The 16,948-nt window shown below is 61.9% G+C and carries 14 protein-coding genes; 11 read left to right on the top strand and 3 right to left on the bottom strand.

All coding sequences use genetic code 11. The annotated features are described in order from the left end of the window. Nucleotides 1–26 precede the first annotated feature (26 nt). Nucleotides 27–2,417, top strand: a complete 2,391-nt coding sequence (locus tag ACZ6ZO_RS02730; RefSeq protein ID WP_182386635.1) for a UvrD-helicase domain-containing protein — start codon at nucleotides 27–29, stop codon at nucleotides 2,415–2,417. Between the two features lie 78 nt (nucleotides 2,418–2,495). Here the strand turns inward: ACZ6ZO_RS02730 and ACZ6ZO_RS02725 are convergent, their stop codons facing one another. Then, nucleotides 2,496–3,218 (bottom strand): M23 family metallopeptidase, encoded by a 723-nt coding sequence (locus tag ACZ6ZO_RS02725; RefSeq protein ID WP_182386634.1) that lies wholly within the window; start codon nucleotides 3,216–3,218, stop codon nucleotides 2,496–2,498. A gap of 292 nt (nucleotides 3,219–3,510) precedes the next feature. Here ACZ6ZO_RS02725 and ACZ6ZO_RS02720 point away from each other — a divergent pair, with 292 nt between their 5' ends. The 3 genes from ACZ6ZO_RS02720 to purH are packed head-to-tail and all read left to right on the top strand — an operon-like array spanning nucleotide 3,511 to nucleotide 7,120. Beyond that, nucleotides 3,511–4,980, top strand: a complete 1,470-nt coding sequence (locus ACZ6ZO_RS02720; RefSeq protein ID WP_465290354.1) for a cell division protein PerM — start codon at nucleotides 3,511–3,513, stop codon at nucleotides 4,978–4,980. Further along, the gene (purN, locus tag ACZ6ZO_RS02715; protein ID WP_182386632.1) at nucleotides 4,970–5,539 is read left to right on the top strand and encodes a phosphoribosylglycinamide formyltransferase; all 570 of its coding nucleotides are present in this window, start codon (nucleotides 4,970–4,972) and stop codon (nucleotides 5,537–5,539) included. The genes ACZ6ZO_RS02720 and purN overlap by 11 nt, the downstream gene beginning before the upstream one ends. A 48-nt stretch (nucleotides 5,540–5,587) precedes the next feature. After that, a complete protein-coding gene (gene purH, locus ACZ6ZO_RS02710; protein ID WP_182386631.1) occupies nucleotides 5,588–7,120 on the top strand; it encodes a bifunctional phosphoribosylaminoimidazolecarboxamide formyltransferase/IMP cyclohydrolase in 1,533 nt (510 codons plus the stop codon). 105 nt (nucleotides 7,121–7,225) lie between these two features. Here purH and ACZ6ZO_RS02705 read toward each other — a convergent pair whose 3' ends face one another. Continuing rightward, nucleotides 7,226–8,866: an FAD-dependent oxidoreductase gene (locus ACZ6ZO_RS02705; protein ID WP_465290351.1), complete on the bottom strand. Its 1,641-nt coding sequence runs from the start codon at nucleotides 8,864–8,866 to the stop codon at nucleotides 7,226–7,228. Next, a complete protein-coding gene (locus tag ACZ6ZO_RS02700) occupies nucleotides 8,867–9,052 on the bottom strand; it encodes a hypothetical protein (protein ID WP_182386628.1) in 186 nt (61 codons plus the stop codon). It abuts the gene before it with no gap. A gap of 162 nt (nucleotides 9,053–9,214) precedes the next feature. Here ACZ6ZO_RS02700 and ACZ6ZO_RS02695 point away from each other — a divergent pair, with 162 nt between their 5' ends. The 7 genes from ACZ6ZO_RS02695 (at nucleotide 9,215) to ACZ6ZO_RS02665 (ending at nucleotide 16,943) form a co-directional block, all read left to right on the top strand. Beyond that, a complete protein-coding gene (locus ACZ6ZO_RS02695; RefSeq protein WP_465290348.1) occupies nucleotides 9,215–10,054 on the top strand; it encodes an HpcH/HpaI aldolase/citrate lyase family protein in 840 nt (279 codons plus the stop codon). Next, the gene (locus tag ACZ6ZO_RS02690) at nucleotides 10,041–10,631 is read left to right on the top strand and encodes a TetR/AcrR family transcriptional regulator (protein ID WP_232843314.1); all 591 of its coding nucleotides are present in this window, start codon (nucleotides 10,041–10,043) and stop codon (nucleotides 10,629–10,631) included. Before ACZ6ZO_RS02695 ends, ACZ6ZO_RS02690 begins: the two co-directional genes overlap by 14 nt. 230 nt (nucleotides 10,632–10,861) lie before the next feature. Further along, nucleotides 10,862–12,436: a carboxyl transferase domain-containing protein gene (locus ACZ6ZO_RS02685; RefSeq protein ID WP_182386625.1), complete on the top strand. Its 1,575-nt coding sequence runs from the start codon at nucleotides 10,862–10,864 to the stop codon at nucleotides 12,434–12,436. Nucleotides 12,437–12,447: 11 nt separating this feature from the next. After that, complete coding sequence (locus ACZ6ZO_RS02680) at nucleotides 12,448–14,469, top strand: acetyl/propionyl/methylcrotonyl-CoA carboxylase subunit alpha (protein WP_465290345.1); 2,022 nt, start codon at nucleotides 12,448–12,450, stop codon at nucleotides 14,467–14,469. Between the two features lie 4 nt (nucleotides 14,470–14,473). Then, nucleotides 14,474–15,631 carry an acyl-CoA dehydrogenase family protein gene (locus ACZ6ZO_RS02675; protein ID WP_465290343.1) on the top strand — a complete coding sequence of 386 codons (1,158 nt, stop codon included), beginning with the start codon at nucleotides 14,474–14,476 and terminating at the stop codon, nucleotides 15,629–15,631. Nucleotides 15,632–15,633: 2 nt separating this feature from the next. Then, nucleotides 15,634–16,116, top strand: coding sequence for a MaoC family dehydratase (locus tag ACZ6ZO_RS02670; RefSeq protein WP_465290341.1), 483 nt, complete (start codon nucleotides 15,634–15,636; stop codon nucleotides 16,114–16,116). Further along, a complete protein-coding gene (locus tag ACZ6ZO_RS02665; protein ID WP_465290339.1) occupies nucleotides 16,113–16,943 on the top strand; it encodes an HpcH/HpaI aldolase/citrate lyase family protein in 831 nt (276 codons plus the stop codon). The genes ACZ6ZO_RS02670 and ACZ6ZO_RS02665 overlap by 4 nt, the downstream gene beginning before the upstream one ends. The last annotated feature ends 5 nt before the right edge of the window (nucleotides 16,944–16,948 follow it).

Genomic DNA, 16,948 nt, shown 5'->3' with positions numbered 1-16,948 from the left:
ACCGCCCCAGTAGGCTATTAAGCATTATGGATAGCAGCTTCGGAAATGCCAGCCCATTCGGGGGACGTAGACCACAGGTGAGCAGCGCAGATGCGTTTGGATCGGCGGGGGATTTGCTGGACGGTCTCAATCCGCAGCAGCGGGCCGCGGTGGAGCATCGGGGGGTACCGCTGTTGATTGTGGCGGGTGCGGGGTCGGGTAAAACGGCGGTGCTGACCCGACGAATCGCCTACCTGATGCAACAAGGGGTGCATCCAGGTCAGATCCTGGCCATCACCTTCACCAACAAGGCCGCCGCGGAAATGCGCGAACGCGTCAGTGGTCTGGTTGGCCCAGCGGCGGAGCGGATGTGGGTGTCCACCTTCCACTCCACCTGCGTGCGGATATTGCGCCAGCAGGCCGCGCTTATCGACGGCCTGAACACCAATTTCACGATCTACGACAGTGACGATTCCAAGCGTCTCTTGACGATGATTGCCAAGGATTTCGAGCTGGACGCGAAGCGGTTCACGGCCCGTGGTTTAGCTGCTGCGATCTCGAATCACAAAAATGAGCTGGTCGGCCCCTCCGAGGCGATGAACCTGGCGGGCGGCGAGCCCTATGCCACGACCGTGGCGCGAGTCTACGACGAGTACCAGCGCCGCCTCCGCGGCTCCAACGCCGTTGATTTTGATGACTTGATCGGGGAAGTGGTGTTCCTGCTTAAGTCGCACCCCGACATCGCAGAACATTACCGCCGTCGGTTCCGCCACGTCCTCATCGACGAGTACCAGGACACCAACCACGCCCAATACGTGCTGGTCTCCACGTTGGTAGGGCGCCCCTCGGATGACCCACATGCGGTCCCGCCTGCAGAACTTGCGGTGGTAGGCGATGCAGACCAGTCCATTTACGCGTTCCGCGGGGCGACGATCCGTAATATCGAGGAGTTCGAGAAGGACTACCCAGAAGCCCGCACCATCGTACTGGAGCAGAACTACCGTTCGACCCAGACGATTCTGTCTGCTGCGAACGCGGTGATTGCGCAGAATGAGAACCGTCGTGAGAAGAAGCTGTGGACCGCGTTGGGCGAGGGCGAACCCATCACTGGGTACGTTGCCGACAACGAGCACGATGAGGCCCGCTTCGTGGCCAATGAGATTGATCGCCTGGTAGATAACGGTCTTAATTTCGGCGATATCGCGGTCATGTACCGCACGAACAACGCATCGCGCGCGCTGGAAGACGTGTTCATGCGCACCGGCATCCCCTACAAGGTGGTGGGAGGCACCCGCTTCTACGAACGCAAAGAGATCCGCGATATCGTCGCGTACTTGCGCGTGTTAGACAACCCCGGTGACGAAATGTCCCTGCGTCGTATCATCAACACCCCACGCCGAGGAATCGGCGATCGCGCGCTCGCATTCATCGGCGTGCACGCGCAGCAGCACGGCATCTCCTTTGACCAGGCGCTTATCGACGCCGCGGCGGGGGAGGTCAACCTGCTGGGTGGGCGCGGTCGCAACGCGGTTGCGCAGTTTAATGAGCTGATGGAGTCGCTTCGTGCGGACGCCCGGAACACGGTGGACGAGAGTACGGGCATGCCGAACCTAGGTGCCATTGTGTCCGCGGTGCTCGACGCCACCGGATACAAGGCCACCCTGGAGGCGTCGAACGACCCCCAGGACGGGGCGCGCCTGGACAACCTCAACGAGTTGGTCTCCATTGCACGGGAATTCTCTTCGGAAGCCGCCAACCTGCTCGCGTTCGAGGACTATGAGCCGGTGGAAGGAGAACCACTGCCGGGATCGCTGCAGGCCTTTTTGGAGCGCGTGTCCCTGGTAGCGGACTCTGATCAGATTCCAGACAACGATCAAGGCGTGGTGACGCTGATGACGTTGCACACCGCCAAGGGCCTGGAATTCCCGGTGGTGTTCGTAACGGGTTGGGAGGACGGACAATTCCCACACCTGCGGGCGTTGGGAGACCCTAAGGAGCTGGCGGAGGAGCGTCGTTTAGCGTACGTTGGGATTACCCGTGCCCGGCAGCGCCTGTACCTCACCCGCGCGATGCTGCGCAGCTCCTGGGGGAACCCGCTGACAAACCCGGCATCGCGGTTCCTCGGGGAGATCCCTTCCGACCTCATCGATTGGAAACGTGTTGAACCATCTGGAGGTGGCTGGGGTGCACCGTCGTGGGGGGCTCCCGCTCCTTCGGCCCCAGTTCGGCGCTCCAGCGTGCCACCCGCACCGAAGCGGTCGCTCAACAAGAACCTGCAGCTCGCCGTGGGGGATCGGGTCAATCACGAGAAGTACGGATTAGGCAAGGTGCAGGCTGTGTCCGGCACCGGACCGCGCGCCACAGTGACCATCGACTTTGGCTCTGCCGGGACGGTGCGGCTCATGCTCATTGGTGGCGTGCCGATGGAGAAGTTGTAACGCGGAATTTAGCGTACGGATGGGATGTTTGAGGCAAGAAAAGTACCATCCGTACGCTCGATTTCGGGGGTGGAGTAACTAGACGTTGATGCCACGGGCTGCGAGCCAAGGCACAGGATCCACTGGGGTGTTGCCGTCTGGATGGATCTCGAAGTGCAGGTGGGAGCCGGTGGAGAAGCCGCGGCTGCCCATGCCTGCAATCTTCTGGCCTGCGGTGACTTCTTGGCCGACGGTAACGTCGAGGGTCTCCATGTGGCCGTACAGGGAAACGGCGCCGTCTGCGTGGCGGATCCGGATCCAGTTGCCGTAGCCGGAAGCTGGGCCGGCATCGATCACGACGCCGTCTTCTACTGCGTAGATTGGGGTGCCGATAGCGTTGGCGATGTCAATTCCGGTGTGGATGGTGCCCCAGCGTGGGCCGAAACCAGAGGTGAAGGCGCCCTCGGCTGGCTTTGCGGTCTTTGGGGCGCGAGCCGCAAGATCGGCTGCGATGCGCTCTTGGTTGTACTGAATGGCCTTGGAGATCTGTTCATTCAGGTTGGCCATTGGCTTGAATTCGGAGATGGCGAGGATCTGAGGGGTCTCGCTGGAGATGGCGGGTGCCGCGTCTGCTGCGAGGGTGATCTGTGGCTGTACCTGCACCTCAGGACTGGTGGCCTGAGCGACGGCGACTCCGCCAGCACCTGCGGTAGAAGCAGCGCCTGTTGCGACTGCTACGAGGGCGACGCGACCTTTGGTCGTCGGCGAAACGCTCTGCTTGCGGTGGCGACCGGCGCCAGCTCGCATTGCATCCTTGTGCATGTAGCCTTCTTCCATCGTTACCTACAACTTGTAGGTTTTGTGACCATCTCGTTACCTAACGAGAGATTACGATAGCGGTTCGTTACAACCAAGGCAAGTGAATCTAATCGATTTCCGAAAAGTTATCCGGAATTAATCGGGAAAGTCTAGATGTCTGGTTGAGGGTTGACCGTTACCGTGTTGAATCAAACTCCTTAGTAATATCTCAGGAAAATCCAAGAAAGGGCAAATTTTAGATTCTTCAGACGCGCCTTGTCTCACCTCAAGGCCTGCGCGTGGCACAGTGGTGGTGATGAGTAAAAACACAAGCCCACAAGCGCGTCCGTCGCGAAAGTTGCGCGGTAGGAAACGCGATTCTGCAGCTAAAGACGTCGAAAAGAGTGCTCGGAGCGCTGCGTCTGCGACGCCGTCCGTACCTGAGCGTGACTCCAACGCGGCCCGCGTTCGGGAATTCTTGCCACTCGCACTCATCGCGAATGTGATAATTGTCTCCGCGTTGATTGTGCTAGCGCTGGCGGGGCTACTCATGACGAACTCGAGCTTCGTGGCACTGCCTGCTAGCATCGCGCAACTCTGGCTCATCTCCACAGGTGTCCCCGTGGCGAGCGACACCGCCGACCTTGGCTTCGTGCCATTACTCCCCGCGCTAGGAGTGATAGGAATCATTGCGTGGCGGGTGTACTCGGTGGTGAAGGAGCGGGTTTCTCTCGCAGATTTATACGTGTTAGCTGCCTGCATCGTAGGTGTGCCGGTGCTGCTGACCCTCACCGCGCTGGCGATGCTTGCTGACGCGGCGACCGTGCTGCCGGTGGGGATACCGAACGTCGCTCTCGCCCTTGGAAGGACAATGCTGATCCACCTGGTTGCCCTCCTCATTGGCATGGGGCCACGGCTCTGGCGGGCGCTGGAGAGGCGCTACGTTCCTGATTCTGGTCTGTTTGATACCGCACTTCTCGCAGTGAAATTCTGGGCTGGTTTGCTGGGGGCGTCCCTCGTGATGCTGGTGGGGCTGCTCGGGGCGCATGCGGGAACGGTCGGGGAGATCTACACCTCGCTGCAGCAGCCCGGCTCCGTGGCCGGTCTCACCGCGTTGAGCGTCCTGTATCTGCCTAATCTGCTCATCGGCATTGCATTCGTGCTGCTGGGTGGCGAATTCCTGGTGGCTGACGGGGTGATCAGTCTCTTCGGTATCTACCTGGTGCCTCTGCCACCACTGCCGATCCTGGGGGCCGTGCCCGGCTCGGTCTGGAGCTTCGCCTGGGTGTTCCTCCTGATTCCGCTCGTGGTGGCGGCAATCGTGCTGTACCGCCACCTAGGCGTCGCAGCTCGCCCCTTCCGTGACGTCGGCCTGGCGGGCCTATGGAGCGTACTGTTCGCGGCGGTCTTGCTCGCGCTCACCATCGGCGAGCTTGGAGGATACGGTGTCGTTGGGCCGCTGTGGTGGCTGGGGCTGCTTTCTGCGCCGGTATGGCTGTGGGGTGCCGGGCTCATCATCGCCAGCGTGGGTGCCATCCTGCGGGGTAGGGAAAAGCAGCCGCAGGCGCTTGACGACGACGATGCGCCCGCAATCGAGCCCTCCGAAGAAACCAGCGCTGACGACGACACCGCAGCTAATGAATCTGAGGAGGCTCCTGAGGAAGGCAGTGTGGAGGACTCTGCCGAAAACTCTGCCGAAGAGGCTTCCTTGCCGGAGGATGACGCTGGGGAAGACGTTGCCGAGGGCGCTGAAGATACCGAAGAAGAGGCTGGCGATGACAAGTAAACGAGTAGTCATTCTGGCTTCTGGGACGGGGTCCTTGGCTGAGGCCATCATTGCTGGTGCGGGCGAACGCTACCAGGTGGTGGGCCTGATTGCGGATCGTCCCTGCCGAGCTTTCGACGTTGCAGAAGCTACAGGTGTGGCTGCTGTGGCTGTTATATATAAGGAATACGACGACCGCGAACACTGGAACTGTGCGCTGCGCGACGCAATCGCGCGACTGAATCCGGATGTCGTGGTCTCCGCGGGCTTCATGCGGATCCTGGGGGAGCCGGTCTTGGCAGAATACGGTGGCCGGATTATCAACACTCACCCCGCGCTGCTGCCTTCATTCAAAGGCGCTCATGCGGTGCGGGACGCACTCGAGTACGGCGTCCGCGTGACCGGTTCTACGGTGCACCTCGTTGACGAGGGTGTAGATACGGGGCGGATCATTGCGCAAGCAGCCGTGCCGGTAGAAGATGGGGACACCGAGGAAACTTTGCACGAGCGGATCAAAGTGGTGGAGCGGCAACTCATTGTGCGGGTGCTGAATTCGTCGAATCCATGCGTCGCGCAATAGTATCTAAGGCGTCCAAACTTATGCACTTGGGAAAGGGCCCGCAGTTTCATGACTGAAGATCGTAAGGATATTAAGCGCGCTCTCGTGTCCGTCTATGACAAGACCGGACTTGAGGACCTCGCACGAGTACTGAATGAGGCGGGTGTTGAGATCGTCTCCACGGGCTCCACCGCTGCGAAAATCGCAGACCTGGGCATCCCCGTCACCCCGGTTGAGCAGCTCACTGATTTCCCTGAGTGCCTCGAAGGCCGCGTGAAGACCCTCCACCCCCGAGTTCACGCAGGTATCCTCGCCGATACCCGCAAGGAAGACCACCTGAATCAGCTGTCCAAGCTCGGCATCGCAGCCTTCCAGCTGGTGGTGGTGAACCTCTACCCCTTCCGTGAAACTGTTGCTTCTGGCGCAGACTTCGACAGCTGCGTGGAGCAGATCGACATCGGAGGCCCTTCCATGGTTCGCGCGGCTGCAAAGAACCACCCATCCGTCGCGATCGTCGTCGATCCTGCTCGCTACGGATCCGTCGTTGACGCCCTGGGCAAGGGGGGCTTCACCTTGCAAGAGCGTCGTGAGCTGGCCCGCGACGCCTTCCTGCACACCGCTTCCTACGACACCGCGGTGTCCGAGTGGTTCGTCTCCCAGCTTTCCGATGCGGACGTCACCTCCACGCTGCGCTACGGCGAAAACTCTCACCAGTCCGCTACCGTTACCCGCATCGGCACCAAGGGCTTGGCTAACGCAAAACAGCTGCACGGCAAGGAAATGTCCTACAACAACTACCAGGACGCCGAGGCTGCCTGGCGTGCCGCCTGGGACCACAAGCGCCCTTGCGTTGCGATCATAAAGCACGCTAACCCTTGTGGCGTGGCGGTATCCGAGGTATCCATCGCCGACGCCCACCTCAAGGCTCACGCATGCGACCCAGTGTCCGCGTACGGCGGTGTAATCGCTGTCAACCGCGAAGTCACCGTCGAGATGGCGAACCAGGTCAAGGACATCTTCACCGAGGTCATCCTCGCGCCATCCTACGAAGAAGGCGCCGTCGAAGTCCTGGCTACCAAGAAGAACATCCGCATCCTTGTCGCCGAGTACGAGGCCCCGACCGAGGAGAAGAAGTTCATCTCCGGCGGCGTCCTTACCCAGGAACCAGACCTCTACCAGGCAGAGGGAGATAAGACCGAAAACTGGCAGCTCGTCTCCGGCACCCCGCTGTCCGAGGCTGAATTGGCCGAGCTGGAATTCGCTTGGCGCTCCGTTCGCGCCGTCAAGTCCAACGCCATCATCCTGACCAAGGACAATGCGGCAGTGGGCGTCGGCATGGGGCAGGTCAATCGTGTGGACTCCGCCAAGCTCGCCGTCGAGCGCGCCAACACGCTTGCCGACGGCCAGGAGCGCGCCCGCGGATCCTACGCCGCATCTGATGCATTCTTCCCATTCGCCGACGGCCTCGAAGTGCTGATTAACGCAGGCGTCAAGGCTGTCGTGCAGCCGGGCGGCTCCATCCGTGACGCCGAGGTTATCGAAGCTGCTGAAAAGGCAGGCGTCACCATGTACCTCACCGGAGTGCGCCACTTCTCGCACTAGTTGTTGATCGGAAAAGCCGGACCAAGGTTGAACCTGGTCCGGCTTTTCTGGCCTTTTCACGTAACAGGGTGGTGCTACCCAATGGCAGCGCCACCCTTTTGTCAGTTAATGCTCGCCATTTCCCTGCGAAGCAACGCCCGCTTCCCAGGTCAGATAGCCACCGTCGAGGTTGATTGCTTCCACACCAAGGCCCGCCAATGTGCGGACGGCGATGTGGCCGCGCAGGCCCACTCGGCAGTGGACGACGACCGGGCCGCCATTAGCCAGGGCGCGGACTTCCTCAATCCGGGAGCGCAGATCATCGACCGGGATATTGACGGCACCGGGGATTGGCTCGGACTCGAACTCGCCAGGTGTACGGACGTCGATAAGCGGCATTGTGGAGGAAGTGAGCTCGTGCCACTGGATCGTTCGCTCACCTGCAACGATGTTGTCGTTGACCATGCCGATGAGGGCGACCGGATCCTTCGCCATGCCGAACTGCGGTGCATAGGCCAACTCGAGGTCAGCGAGGTCGGAGGCAGTGAGCCCGCCGGCCATGGCGGTCAGGATCACGTCGATGCGCTTGTCCACGCCCTGCTCGCCCGCAGCCTGGGCCCCGAGGATCTGATCCGTTGCGGGGTCTACCAGCAACTTGATGGTCATCTGCTTCGCGCCGGGGTAGTAGCCAGCGTGGTTCACCGGGTGGGTGTGGATCGCACGGTACTCGCGGCCAGCGGCCTTGAGTCGCTTCTCATTCCAACCCGTACCCGCGATGGCGAACCCGAACGCGCCGATGATGGAAGTGCCGTACACCGGCTTCGTGGTTACCGAACGCCCGGTGATCACGTCAGCGATGACACGACCGTGGCGGTTGGCGTTCTGCGCCAGTGGCAGCGGATTGTCGGAGCCATCGAGGAAGTCGCGCTTCATCACAGCGTCACCGAGCGCGTAGATATTCGGAACGTTGGTGCGACCGTGCTCGTCCACGAGGATGTGGCCGGACTTCGCCGTCGTAATGCCAGCGTCAGAAATGAACGCAGCGTCTGGGCGGACGCCGATGGCAGCGATGACCACGTCGGCGGGGAAGTTCTCGTCATTAGCGGTAACAGTGGTCTCGGAAATGGCAGTGACCATAGCGTTGGTGCGCACGTCGATGCCACCGTCCTGGAGGCGACGCTGCAGCAGGATGGCGATCTCTGGGTCGAAGGGCGCCATGATCTGTGGTGCGGCTTCGATCAGGGTGACAGCGAGGCCTCGGTGTTGCAGGTTCTCCGCGACCTCAACGCCGATGAACCCGCCACCGATCACTACGGCGGTCTTGACGTCCCCGGATACGAGTTCTTTGATGTGGTCCAGGTCCTCTACGGTCCGCAGCCCGGCAGCTCGCTCGATGCCCGGGATCGGTGGCGTGAAAGGCTGGGCGCCGGGGGCCAGCACCAGATCGTCGTAGGACTCGGTGGAGTCGGTGCCGGTGGCTAGGTCGCGGACCAGCACTGTCTGGGCCGTGGTGTCGATGGCGAGGACCTCGTGGCGCACCCGCACGTCAATATTGAAGCGCTCGCCGAGGGACTGCGGGGTTTGCAAAAGCAGGGCGTCGCGACTCTCGATGACACCGCCGAGGTGGTAGGGGAGGCCACAGTTAGCGAAGGAGACATAACCCGAGCGTTCGAATACGGTGATGTCGCGGGCTTCGTCGTTACGGCGCAGGCGGGTGGCGGTGGACATGCCACCGGCGACGCCGCCAACAATGATGGTGCGGGCCATTTATTTTCCTCCGAACAGTCGTGCTAGCAGGCCGGCTGGTTTCGCAGCGCGAGCCTCGGCGGTGGTCTGTGGGTTGCACTTGCAGCGCTTAGCAGGCGCTATGCCGGCCATGACCTGGTCGACATGGTTGCCACAGCCGGTCCAGGTGGTCTTATGGCATTGGGTGCATTCTACGGCACGGCACATGATGGGCTCCTTTGGAAAGGTAAGCAGTGGGGTGGTCTCCCCACCAGGTTCAATTAGGAGAACGCTAAAGTGGCCAGAGTCTATTCCCGTTTGCCATAGCGGGGGTAATGAATTCCCCGCGGTATGCTTTGTAGTTAACCGCGCTTAACTTAGGAGTTTGCCATGCACTACGACCACCTTATCGCAGGTCCTGCCATCCTTTTTGCCCCAGCCGGTCGCGCAGAAATCATCCCTAAGGCTGCGGCAAAGGCGGACATGGTGATCCTCGATCTTGAGGACGGCGCAGGGGATGTTGACCGCGAGGTGGCATACGCCAACATCCGAAACTGTGGCCTGCCCTCTGAGCGCACCATCGTCCGTATCGTGGGCCCAGATTCGCCCCACTTCCACTCCGACGTCGAGTTCGTCCGAACCACCAACTACCGCCTGGTCATGGTCCCCAAAGTGGGGGCGGAGATCCCGGCCGAGCTGGCAGGATTGCAGCTCATCGCCATGGTGGAGACGCCACAGGCCGTCGTGAAGCTGCCGGAGCTTGCCACGCACCCCGACGTCGTGGGCATGTTCTGGGGTGCGGAGGACCTGACGGTGCTGCTGGGTGGCACGCATTCGCGCCTGCTTATCGACGAGGGAGCCCCAGACACTCGTCCCGGACCGTATCGTGCTCCAATGCTCCTCACTCGAGCTCTTATGCAGATTCACGCTGCCGCGCATGGCAAGTTTGTCATCGATGCGGTGCATGCTGATTTTCGGGACGACGAAGGGCTGTTCCTGGAGGCTGCCGATGCGGCACGTTCGGGTTTCATTGGTTTTGCGTGCATTCATCCCCTGCAAGTGGACGTGGTGCGTCGAGCCTTCGCGCCAGCGCCTGAGCAGCTCGAGTGGGCGCGTCGTGTGGTGGCTGAAGCGAAGAATAACCCGGGAGCATTCAAACTGGATGGTGAGATGATCGACGCGCCGCTGATCTCGCAGGCAAAGCGGGTTGTTGCTCGTGGCAACATCTAGAGAGCAAGCAAAACTCAAGCGACGCGCCGATTTGTTAGCGGCCGCGGCGCGCATCATGGCGCGTCGGGGGTTCCATTCCACCCGACTGGCGGACGTGGGTGCTGAGGTGGGCATTTCCGGGCCGGGGGTGTTGCGCCACTTCGCTAGCAAGGATGAGCTGCTTGAGATGATGCTGGTGGATATCTCGATCCGGCTGGTGGATGGGGCGCGTGCCACGATCGCGGAGCATCAGGCGTCCGGCTCTCAGGAGCCGAGGGAACTGTTGTGGTCGCTGGTGGACCGCCATGCCGAATTTGCCTCCACGGAACCGGACATCATTCGAGTGCAGTCTCGAGAGATTCACAGTTTGGGTGATGAAGCCTTTACCAAGGTGCGGTCCTTGCAGCTGACCTATTTGGGGCTGTGGACGGATGCGCTTCAGGCGTGTCGGCCCGATCTGGATCGTCCCACCGCCCGATTGCGGGTGCAGCTGGCTGCGGGTCTGATTAACTCGGTGCGTCACGTTATTCACTGGGCGGGGGAGGAAGCCGTGCGGGAGCAGTCACGAGAAATGGCAGTGGAGGCGTTGTTGGCCTAGGTCGGGTGCTATGTCAACCAGCCCTGGAGGGGGTATTTGCAAGGGGTGATCTGGGTAACATTTGGCTGTGCGAGGAAAGTGCCAGCGTGCCGTTATTTTGCGGTTGCATGCATGCTTGCTAAGAAAAGCAACGCAAAATTAACAACCTGCAAATAGTGTTCGGGGTCACAAAAACTAAGTAGTCTCGCTTTCAAGTTAATCGTCATTAACTGAAACTTGGAAGCGAGCCCATGACAGCACCACAAACGAATCGTCAGCGACATGAAGAACTCGTATCTGAGCTGCGACGCCTGGTACACACTGCCGCCGAAGGTGGTTCCGAGCGTGCCCGCGAGCGCCACGTCAGCCGCGGAAAGCTCCTGCCGAGGCAACGCATCCAGGAACTCCTGGACCCAGGCAGTCCCTTCCTCGAAGTAGCCCCGCTAGCAGCGCACGGCATGTACGACGGCAAGGTCGCCGCAGCGGGCGCCGTCGCCGGGATCGGCCTGGTCCAGGGGCGCCGCTGCATGATCGTGGCAAATGATGCCACGGTCTCCGGCGGCACCTATTACCCCATGACGGTGAAGAAGCACCTGCGCGCCCAGGAAATCGCCGCAGAAAACCGGCTTCCCTGCATCTACCTGGTAGATTCCGGCGGAGCGATGTTGCTTAACCAAGACGAGGTGTTCCCGGATCGCGACCACTTTGGCCGCATCTTCTTCAACCAAGCCCGCATGTCCGCAGCAGGAATCCCACAAATCGCAGCGGTGCTGGGCTCGTGCACCGCCGGTGGTGCCTACGTGCCGGCCATGTCAGACGAGGCCGTGATTGTGAGAGAACAAGGCACCATCTTCCTGGCCGGCCCGCCCCTGGTGAAGGCAGCTACCGGCGAGGACGTCACCCCAGAGGATCTCGGCGGCGGTGACCTGCACTCCAAGACTTCCGGTGTGACCGACCACCTCGCACTCGATGACGCTGATGCACTTCACCGAGTTCGCAAGATCGTGGACACCTTCCCGCAGGACAAGGCCCCCGAATGGGATGTGGCAGCGCCGAAGGACCCGATTCGCCCGCAAACCGACCTCTATGACGTGGTGCCCGTCGACGCGAAGGTGCCCTACGACGTCCACGAGGTCATCGAAATCCTCGCGGACGGTGGCGACTACCAAGAATTCAAGTCCGAGTACGGCACCACCCTCGTCACCGCGTTCGCTCGCATCTACGGTCACCGCGTGGGCATCATCGCTAACAACGGCATCTTGATGGGGGAGTCCGCGCTCAAAGGAGCTCATTTCATCGAGCTGTGCGATCAACGCGGGATTCCGCTGATCTTCCTCCAAAACACCACCGGCTTCATGGTTGGCCGCGAGTATGAGGCCGGGGGTATCGCCAAGCACGGGGCGAAGATGGTTAATGCCGTCGCTACGGCGCGGGTACCCAAATTCACCGTGGTGATCGGTGGCGCTTTTGGTGCCGGAAACTACTCCATGTGTGGCCGCGCCTACAGTCCCCGCTTCCTCTGGATGTGGCCCAACGCCCGGATCTCCGTGATGGGTGGCCCGCAAGCCGCCATGACCATGTCCACCGTCCGTCGCAACCAGATCGAACGTCAAGGAGGCACCTGGTCGGCGGAAGAACAAGAAGAGTTCGAAAAGCCGATCCGCGAGAAGTTCGAGCGCGAATCCGACCCGTATTACTCAACGGCCCGGCTATGGGACGACGGCGTCATTGACCCTGCTGACACCAGGCGTGTGCTGGGCCTTGCCCTCGATACCGCCGCCGGTGCCCCGCTACCCGACACCAGCTTCGGTGTCTTCCGGATGTAGGAGAAACTGCCATGATCGATACCGTACTTGTTGCCAACCGCGGCGAAATTGCCTGTCGCGTCATCCGGACCCTGAAACAGCAGGGCGTGACCTCCGTTGCCGTTTACTCCGATGCTGACGCCGACGCCCCACACGTGCGCGACGCTGACATCGCCATCCACATCGGCGCCTCCCCAGCACGCGAATCCTACCTGGTGATCGACAAAATCATCGACGCCGCTAAGCGGTCCGGCGCCCAGGCGATCCACCCAGGCTACGGGTTCCTCTCCGAGAACGCTGAGTTTGCTCAGGCGTGTGCGGATCACGGCATCGTGTTTATCGGCCCACCCGCAGCAGCGATTGAAGCGATGGGGGACAAGATTTCCGCCCGCGCAGCGGTGGAAGCCCGCAACGTCCCCACTGTCCCCGGCATCTCCCGCCCCGGACTCACCGACGAGGAGATCCTCGCTGCCGCCCCCGGCATCGGCTTTCCTGTTCTCATCAAGCCATCCGCTGGTGGCGGGGGCAAGGGCATGCACCGGGTGGATCGAATCGAAGAGTTGGCCGAGGCTCTCACCACTGCGCGTCGTGAAGCGGCGGGCGCTTTCGGTGACGACACCCTCTTCCTCGAGCACTTCGTGGACACCCCACGCCATATCGAAGTGCAGGTCATGGCCGATTCCCACGGCAACGTGATCCACCTGGGGGAGCGCGAGTGCTCGCTGCAGCGTCGCCACCAGAAGGTGATTGAGGAGGCGCCGAGCCCGCTTCTCGACGCCGATACCCGCGCCGCGATCGGCCAAGCCGCATGCGATGCCGCCCGATCCGTAGGCTACGTCGGAGCCGGAACCGTGGAGTTCATCGTGCCGTCGAAGCAGCCGGACAAGTTCTACTTCATGGAAATGAACACCCGCCTGCAGGTCGAGCACCCCGTGACTGAGGAAGTCACCGGCCAGGACCTCGTGGCGCTGCAGCTAGCAGTTGCCCGCGGCGAGGAGCTGCCCGTTTCCCAGAGCGATATCCAGCTGACCGGCCACGCCATCGAAGCCCGCATCTACGCCGAAGATCCGGCACAAGGCTTCTTACCGACGGGTGGGCGAGTGGTGAAGGTGACCGCGCCTTCCGGCGCGGGTGTCCGCGTCGATTCCGGTATCGCGGACGGCTCTGACATCTCCTCGCTCTATGACCCAATGCTGATGAAAGTGATCGTGCACGGGGCAGATCGCGCCGAAGCCCTTACCCGGTTGGACAAGGCGCTAGCAGACACCACCGTCGCCGGTATCACCGTCAACACCGATTTCTGCCGCTACCTGATGAAGGTGCCTGAAGTGGTGGCCGGCGACCTGGACACCGGGCTGCTCGACCGCGTCACCGACGGCTATCAACCCACCACCATCACCGACGACGCCCTCGTCGCAGCAGCCATGATGTGGCTCGCACAGCGCTGGCCAAGCGGGCCGGTGTCCGCATGGGCCACCCCTGACGCCTGGCGCGCCGGGCGCACTGCCGCACAACAGATCCGCTTCGCCCATAGTGCGGAAAACACCCTGGTCACCATAGTCGGATCGCCGACTGGAGCCGAAGTTACCGTCCATGACCACATCGCGGGAAACACCACCGACACTGATGAACGGCAGCCCGTCACCGTCTCCGCCACCATCCATCAGGTGGGACAGCTCTGGCGCGTCACTATCAATGGTGTCTCTGCCCAGTGGTCTGTCACGGAGATGGCACCGGACTTCGGGCACCTCGTGCTCGCAGGCCCCACCGGCACCTACGAGCTGCGCCGTACCGAAGTGGTCCGCTCTGCCGGCGACGATGCCTCCGACGGTGACACCAACCTCACCTCGCCTATGCCCGGTACCGTCACCGCGCACTCCGTGGCCGAGGGAGCACCAGTCCAAGCCGGGGACGCGGTCCTAGTGGTGGAGGCCATGAAGATGGAACACACCCTTAAGGCTGCTGTCGACGGCACCGTCACATTCCACGCCCAGCCGGGAGAACAGGTTCCGGCCGGAAAACTACTTGCCACCGTTAACCCAGAAAAGGACTAGAACAATGACTGACATCAACATCGCTGACCTGCCAGAAGAGTACCGCGAGCTGCAGACCGTTGTGCGCGAGTTCGCCAACGAAGTAGTCGAGCCCGTGTCCTACCAGCACGACAAAGACCACACCTTCCCGTACGAAGTTGTCTCCGGCATGGCCGAGATGGGGCTGTTTGGCCTGCCCTTCCCAGAAGAAGTCGGTGGCATGGGCGGAGACTACCTCTCTTTCGGCATCGCCCTGGAAGAGCTAGCTCGCGTGGACCAATCCGTAGCCATCACCCTGGAGGCCGGCGTCGGCCTTGGCGCCATGCCGATCTTCCACTTCGGTAATGACGCCCAAAAGGACAAGTGGCTCCCCGAGCTCACCGCTGGCACCAAGCTCGCTGGATTCGGACTCACCGAACCAGGCGCGGGGTCCGACGCCGGAGCCACCCGCACCACCGCCGTCGAAGATGGCTCCGACTTTGTGATCAACGGCTCCAAGCAGTTCATCACCAACTCCGGCACGTCGATTACCTCCCTCAACACCGTCACCGCCGTGACCGGCGAGAAGGACGGCAAGAAGGAAATCTCCACCATCATCGTGCCCACCGACACCTCTGGCTTCGTTGCAGAACCCGCCTACGACAAGGTCGGTTGGAACGCCTCCGACACCCACCCGCTGACCTTCACGGACTGCCGCGTCCCGCAGGATAACCTGCTCGGCGAGCGCGGCCGGGGCTTCGCGAACTTCCTCTCTATCCTTGCCGAGGGGCGCGTTGCCATCGCGGCACTGGCTACCGGCGCGGCACAGGGCTGCGTGGACGAATCCGTCAAGTACGCCAAGGAACGCACCTCCATGGGCCGCGCGATCTCCGAATACCAGGCCATCTCCTTCAAGATCGCCCGAATGGAAGCTCGTGCCCACACCGCGCGCTTGGCCTGGATGGCAGCAGCCGCCCGCATGGCCAAGGGCCTGGACTTCCGCAAGGAAGCGTACATCGCCAAGATGGTGTCCTCCGAGGCAGCGATGGACAACGCCCGCGACGCCACCCAGATCCATGGCGGCTACGGCTTCATGAACGAATACCGCGTCGCCCGCCACTACCGCGATTCCAAGATCCTGGAGATCGGCGAAGGCACCACCGAAGTTCAGCTCATGCTGATCGCACGCGAGTTGGGACTGTAACCATGGCCGATATCGTTCAGCGCGGACTGTGGTTCGAGGAATACGAGGAAGGCGCCCGCTACCTGCACCGCCCGGGCCGCACCGTCACGGAAGCCGATGACGTGGTGTTCACCACCCTCACCATGAATACGCAGCCACTGCATCTCGACGCACACTGGTCCTCCCAACAACCAGGATTCGGTGGTGAGCGCCTGGTGAACTCCATGTGGACACTCTCGACCGTGGTGGGCCTGTCCGTGGGACAACTCACCCTCGGCACCATCGTTGCCAACCTCGGGTTCGAGGAAATCTCCTTCCCGAAGCCGATGTTCCACGGCGACACCCTCTACGCAGAAACGGTGTGCACTGCCAAGCGACTATCCAAGTCCCGCCCCGGCCAAGGCATCGTGGAACTCGAGCACATCGGGCGGAACCAACACGGCGATATCGTCTGCAAAGCAGTTAGAAAAACCTTGGTCCAGTGCAATCCGGAGGGAACGTCATGAGTACCTGGACCCCCACCGGCCCTGCCATTCTCTTCACCCCGGCTGACCGCCCCGACCGCTTCCACAAAGCAGTCGAACGCGCCGACATGGTCATCCTCGACCTCGAAGACGGGTGCCAGCCTCACAACCGCGAGCAGGCGCGCCGGGCCATCGAATCCTGCGACCTCGACCCTTCTCGGGTGATCGTGCGCATCAACCCGCCAAGCAGCACCGACGGCGCCCTCGACCTCGTCTGCGTGTCAGAAACAAACTTCCGCCAGGTGATGGTGTCAAAGGCGGAAGGTGCGCAGGACATCCAGGCCGTCAGCGCCGTGCTTGCCGACGCCCACATCATCGCCCTCATTGAAACCCCACTCGGGGTCCTGCGAGCCGATGAAGTTGCCGCCACCAATGGGGTAGTGGCGATGTTCTGGGGAGCAGAAGACCTGGTAGCTGGCCTTTCCGGTACCGCCTCGCGGCACAAGGATGGCAGCTACCGGGACGTCGCAAAGCATGCCCGTGCGCGCGTCCAGCTCGCCGCCGCCGCATTCGGTAAGGCCGCCCTCGACTCCGTTTTCGTCGACATCCCCAACACCGAGGGCCTTTCTGCCGAAGCTGAGGACGCAGCGGCACTTGGCTACGCCGCCACCGTGTGCATCCACCCCTCCCAGGTCGACGTGATCCGGGCCGCCTACCAGCCCACCCCAGAACAACTCGATTGGGCGACCCGCCTGCTTAAGGAAGCCCAGCAGCACCGCGGCGCGTTCCGATTCGAAGGACAGATGGTCGACGAACCCCTGTTCCGTCAAGCACAAGCAATCCTTAGCCGAGCACACGCAGAAAGTTAACCACC

Source organism: Corynebacterium sp. NPDC104732, from assembly GCF_055583565.1.
This window is presented reverse-complemented; position numbering and strand designations above follow the sequence as displayed.

Coding starts and splice junctions, on each gene's coding strand:
- ACZ6ZO_RS02730 (WP_182386635.1), top strand. CDS start 27: ATGGATAGCAGCTTCGGAAATGCCAGCCCATTCGGGGGACGTAGACCA.
- ACZ6ZO_RS02725 (WP_182386634.1), bottom strand. CDS start 3,218: ATGCACAAGGATGCAATGCGAGCTGGCGCCGGTCGCCACCGCAAGCAG.
- ACZ6ZO_RS02720 (WP_465290354.1), top strand. CDS start 3,511: ATGAGTAAAAACACAAGCCCACAAGCGCGTCCGTCGCGAAAGTTGCGC.
- purN (WP_182386632.1), top strand. CDS start 4,970: ATGACAAGTAAACGAGTAGTCATTCTGGCTTCTGGGACGGGGTCCTTG.
- purH (WP_182386631.1), top strand. CDS start 5,588: ATGACTGAAGATCGTAAGGATATTAAGCGCGCTCTCGTGTCCGTCTAT.
- ACZ6ZO_RS02705 (WP_465290351.1), bottom strand. CDS start 8,866: ATGGCCCGCACCATCATTGTTGGCGGCGTCGCCGGTGGCATGTCCACC.
- ACZ6ZO_RS02700 (WP_182386628.1), bottom strand. CDS start 9,052: ATGTGCCGTGCCGTAGAATGCACCCAATGCCATAAGACCACCTGGACC.
- ACZ6ZO_RS02695 (WP_465290348.1), top strand. CDS start 9,215: ATGCACTACGACCACCTTATCGCAGGTCCTGCCATCCTTTTTGCCCCA.
- ACZ6ZO_RS02685 (WP_182386625.1), top strand. CDS start 10,862: ATGACAGCACCACAAACGAATCGTCAGCGACATGAAGAACTCGTATCT.
- ACZ6ZO_RS02680 (WP_465290345.1), top strand. CDS start 12,448: ATGATCGATACCGTACTTGTTGCCAACCGCGGCGAAATTGCCTGTCGC.
- ACZ6ZO_RS02675 (WP_465290343.1), top strand. CDS start 14,474: ATGACTGACATCAACATCGCTGACCTGCCAGAAGAGTACCGCGAGCTG.
- ACZ6ZO_RS02670 (WP_465290341.1), top strand. CDS start 15,634: ATGGCCGATATCGTTCAGCGCGGACTGTGGTTCGAGGAATACGAGGAA.
- ACZ6ZO_RS02665 (WP_465290339.1), top strand. CDS start 16,113: ATGAGTACCTGGACCCCCACCGGCCCTGCCATTCTCTTCACCCCGGCT.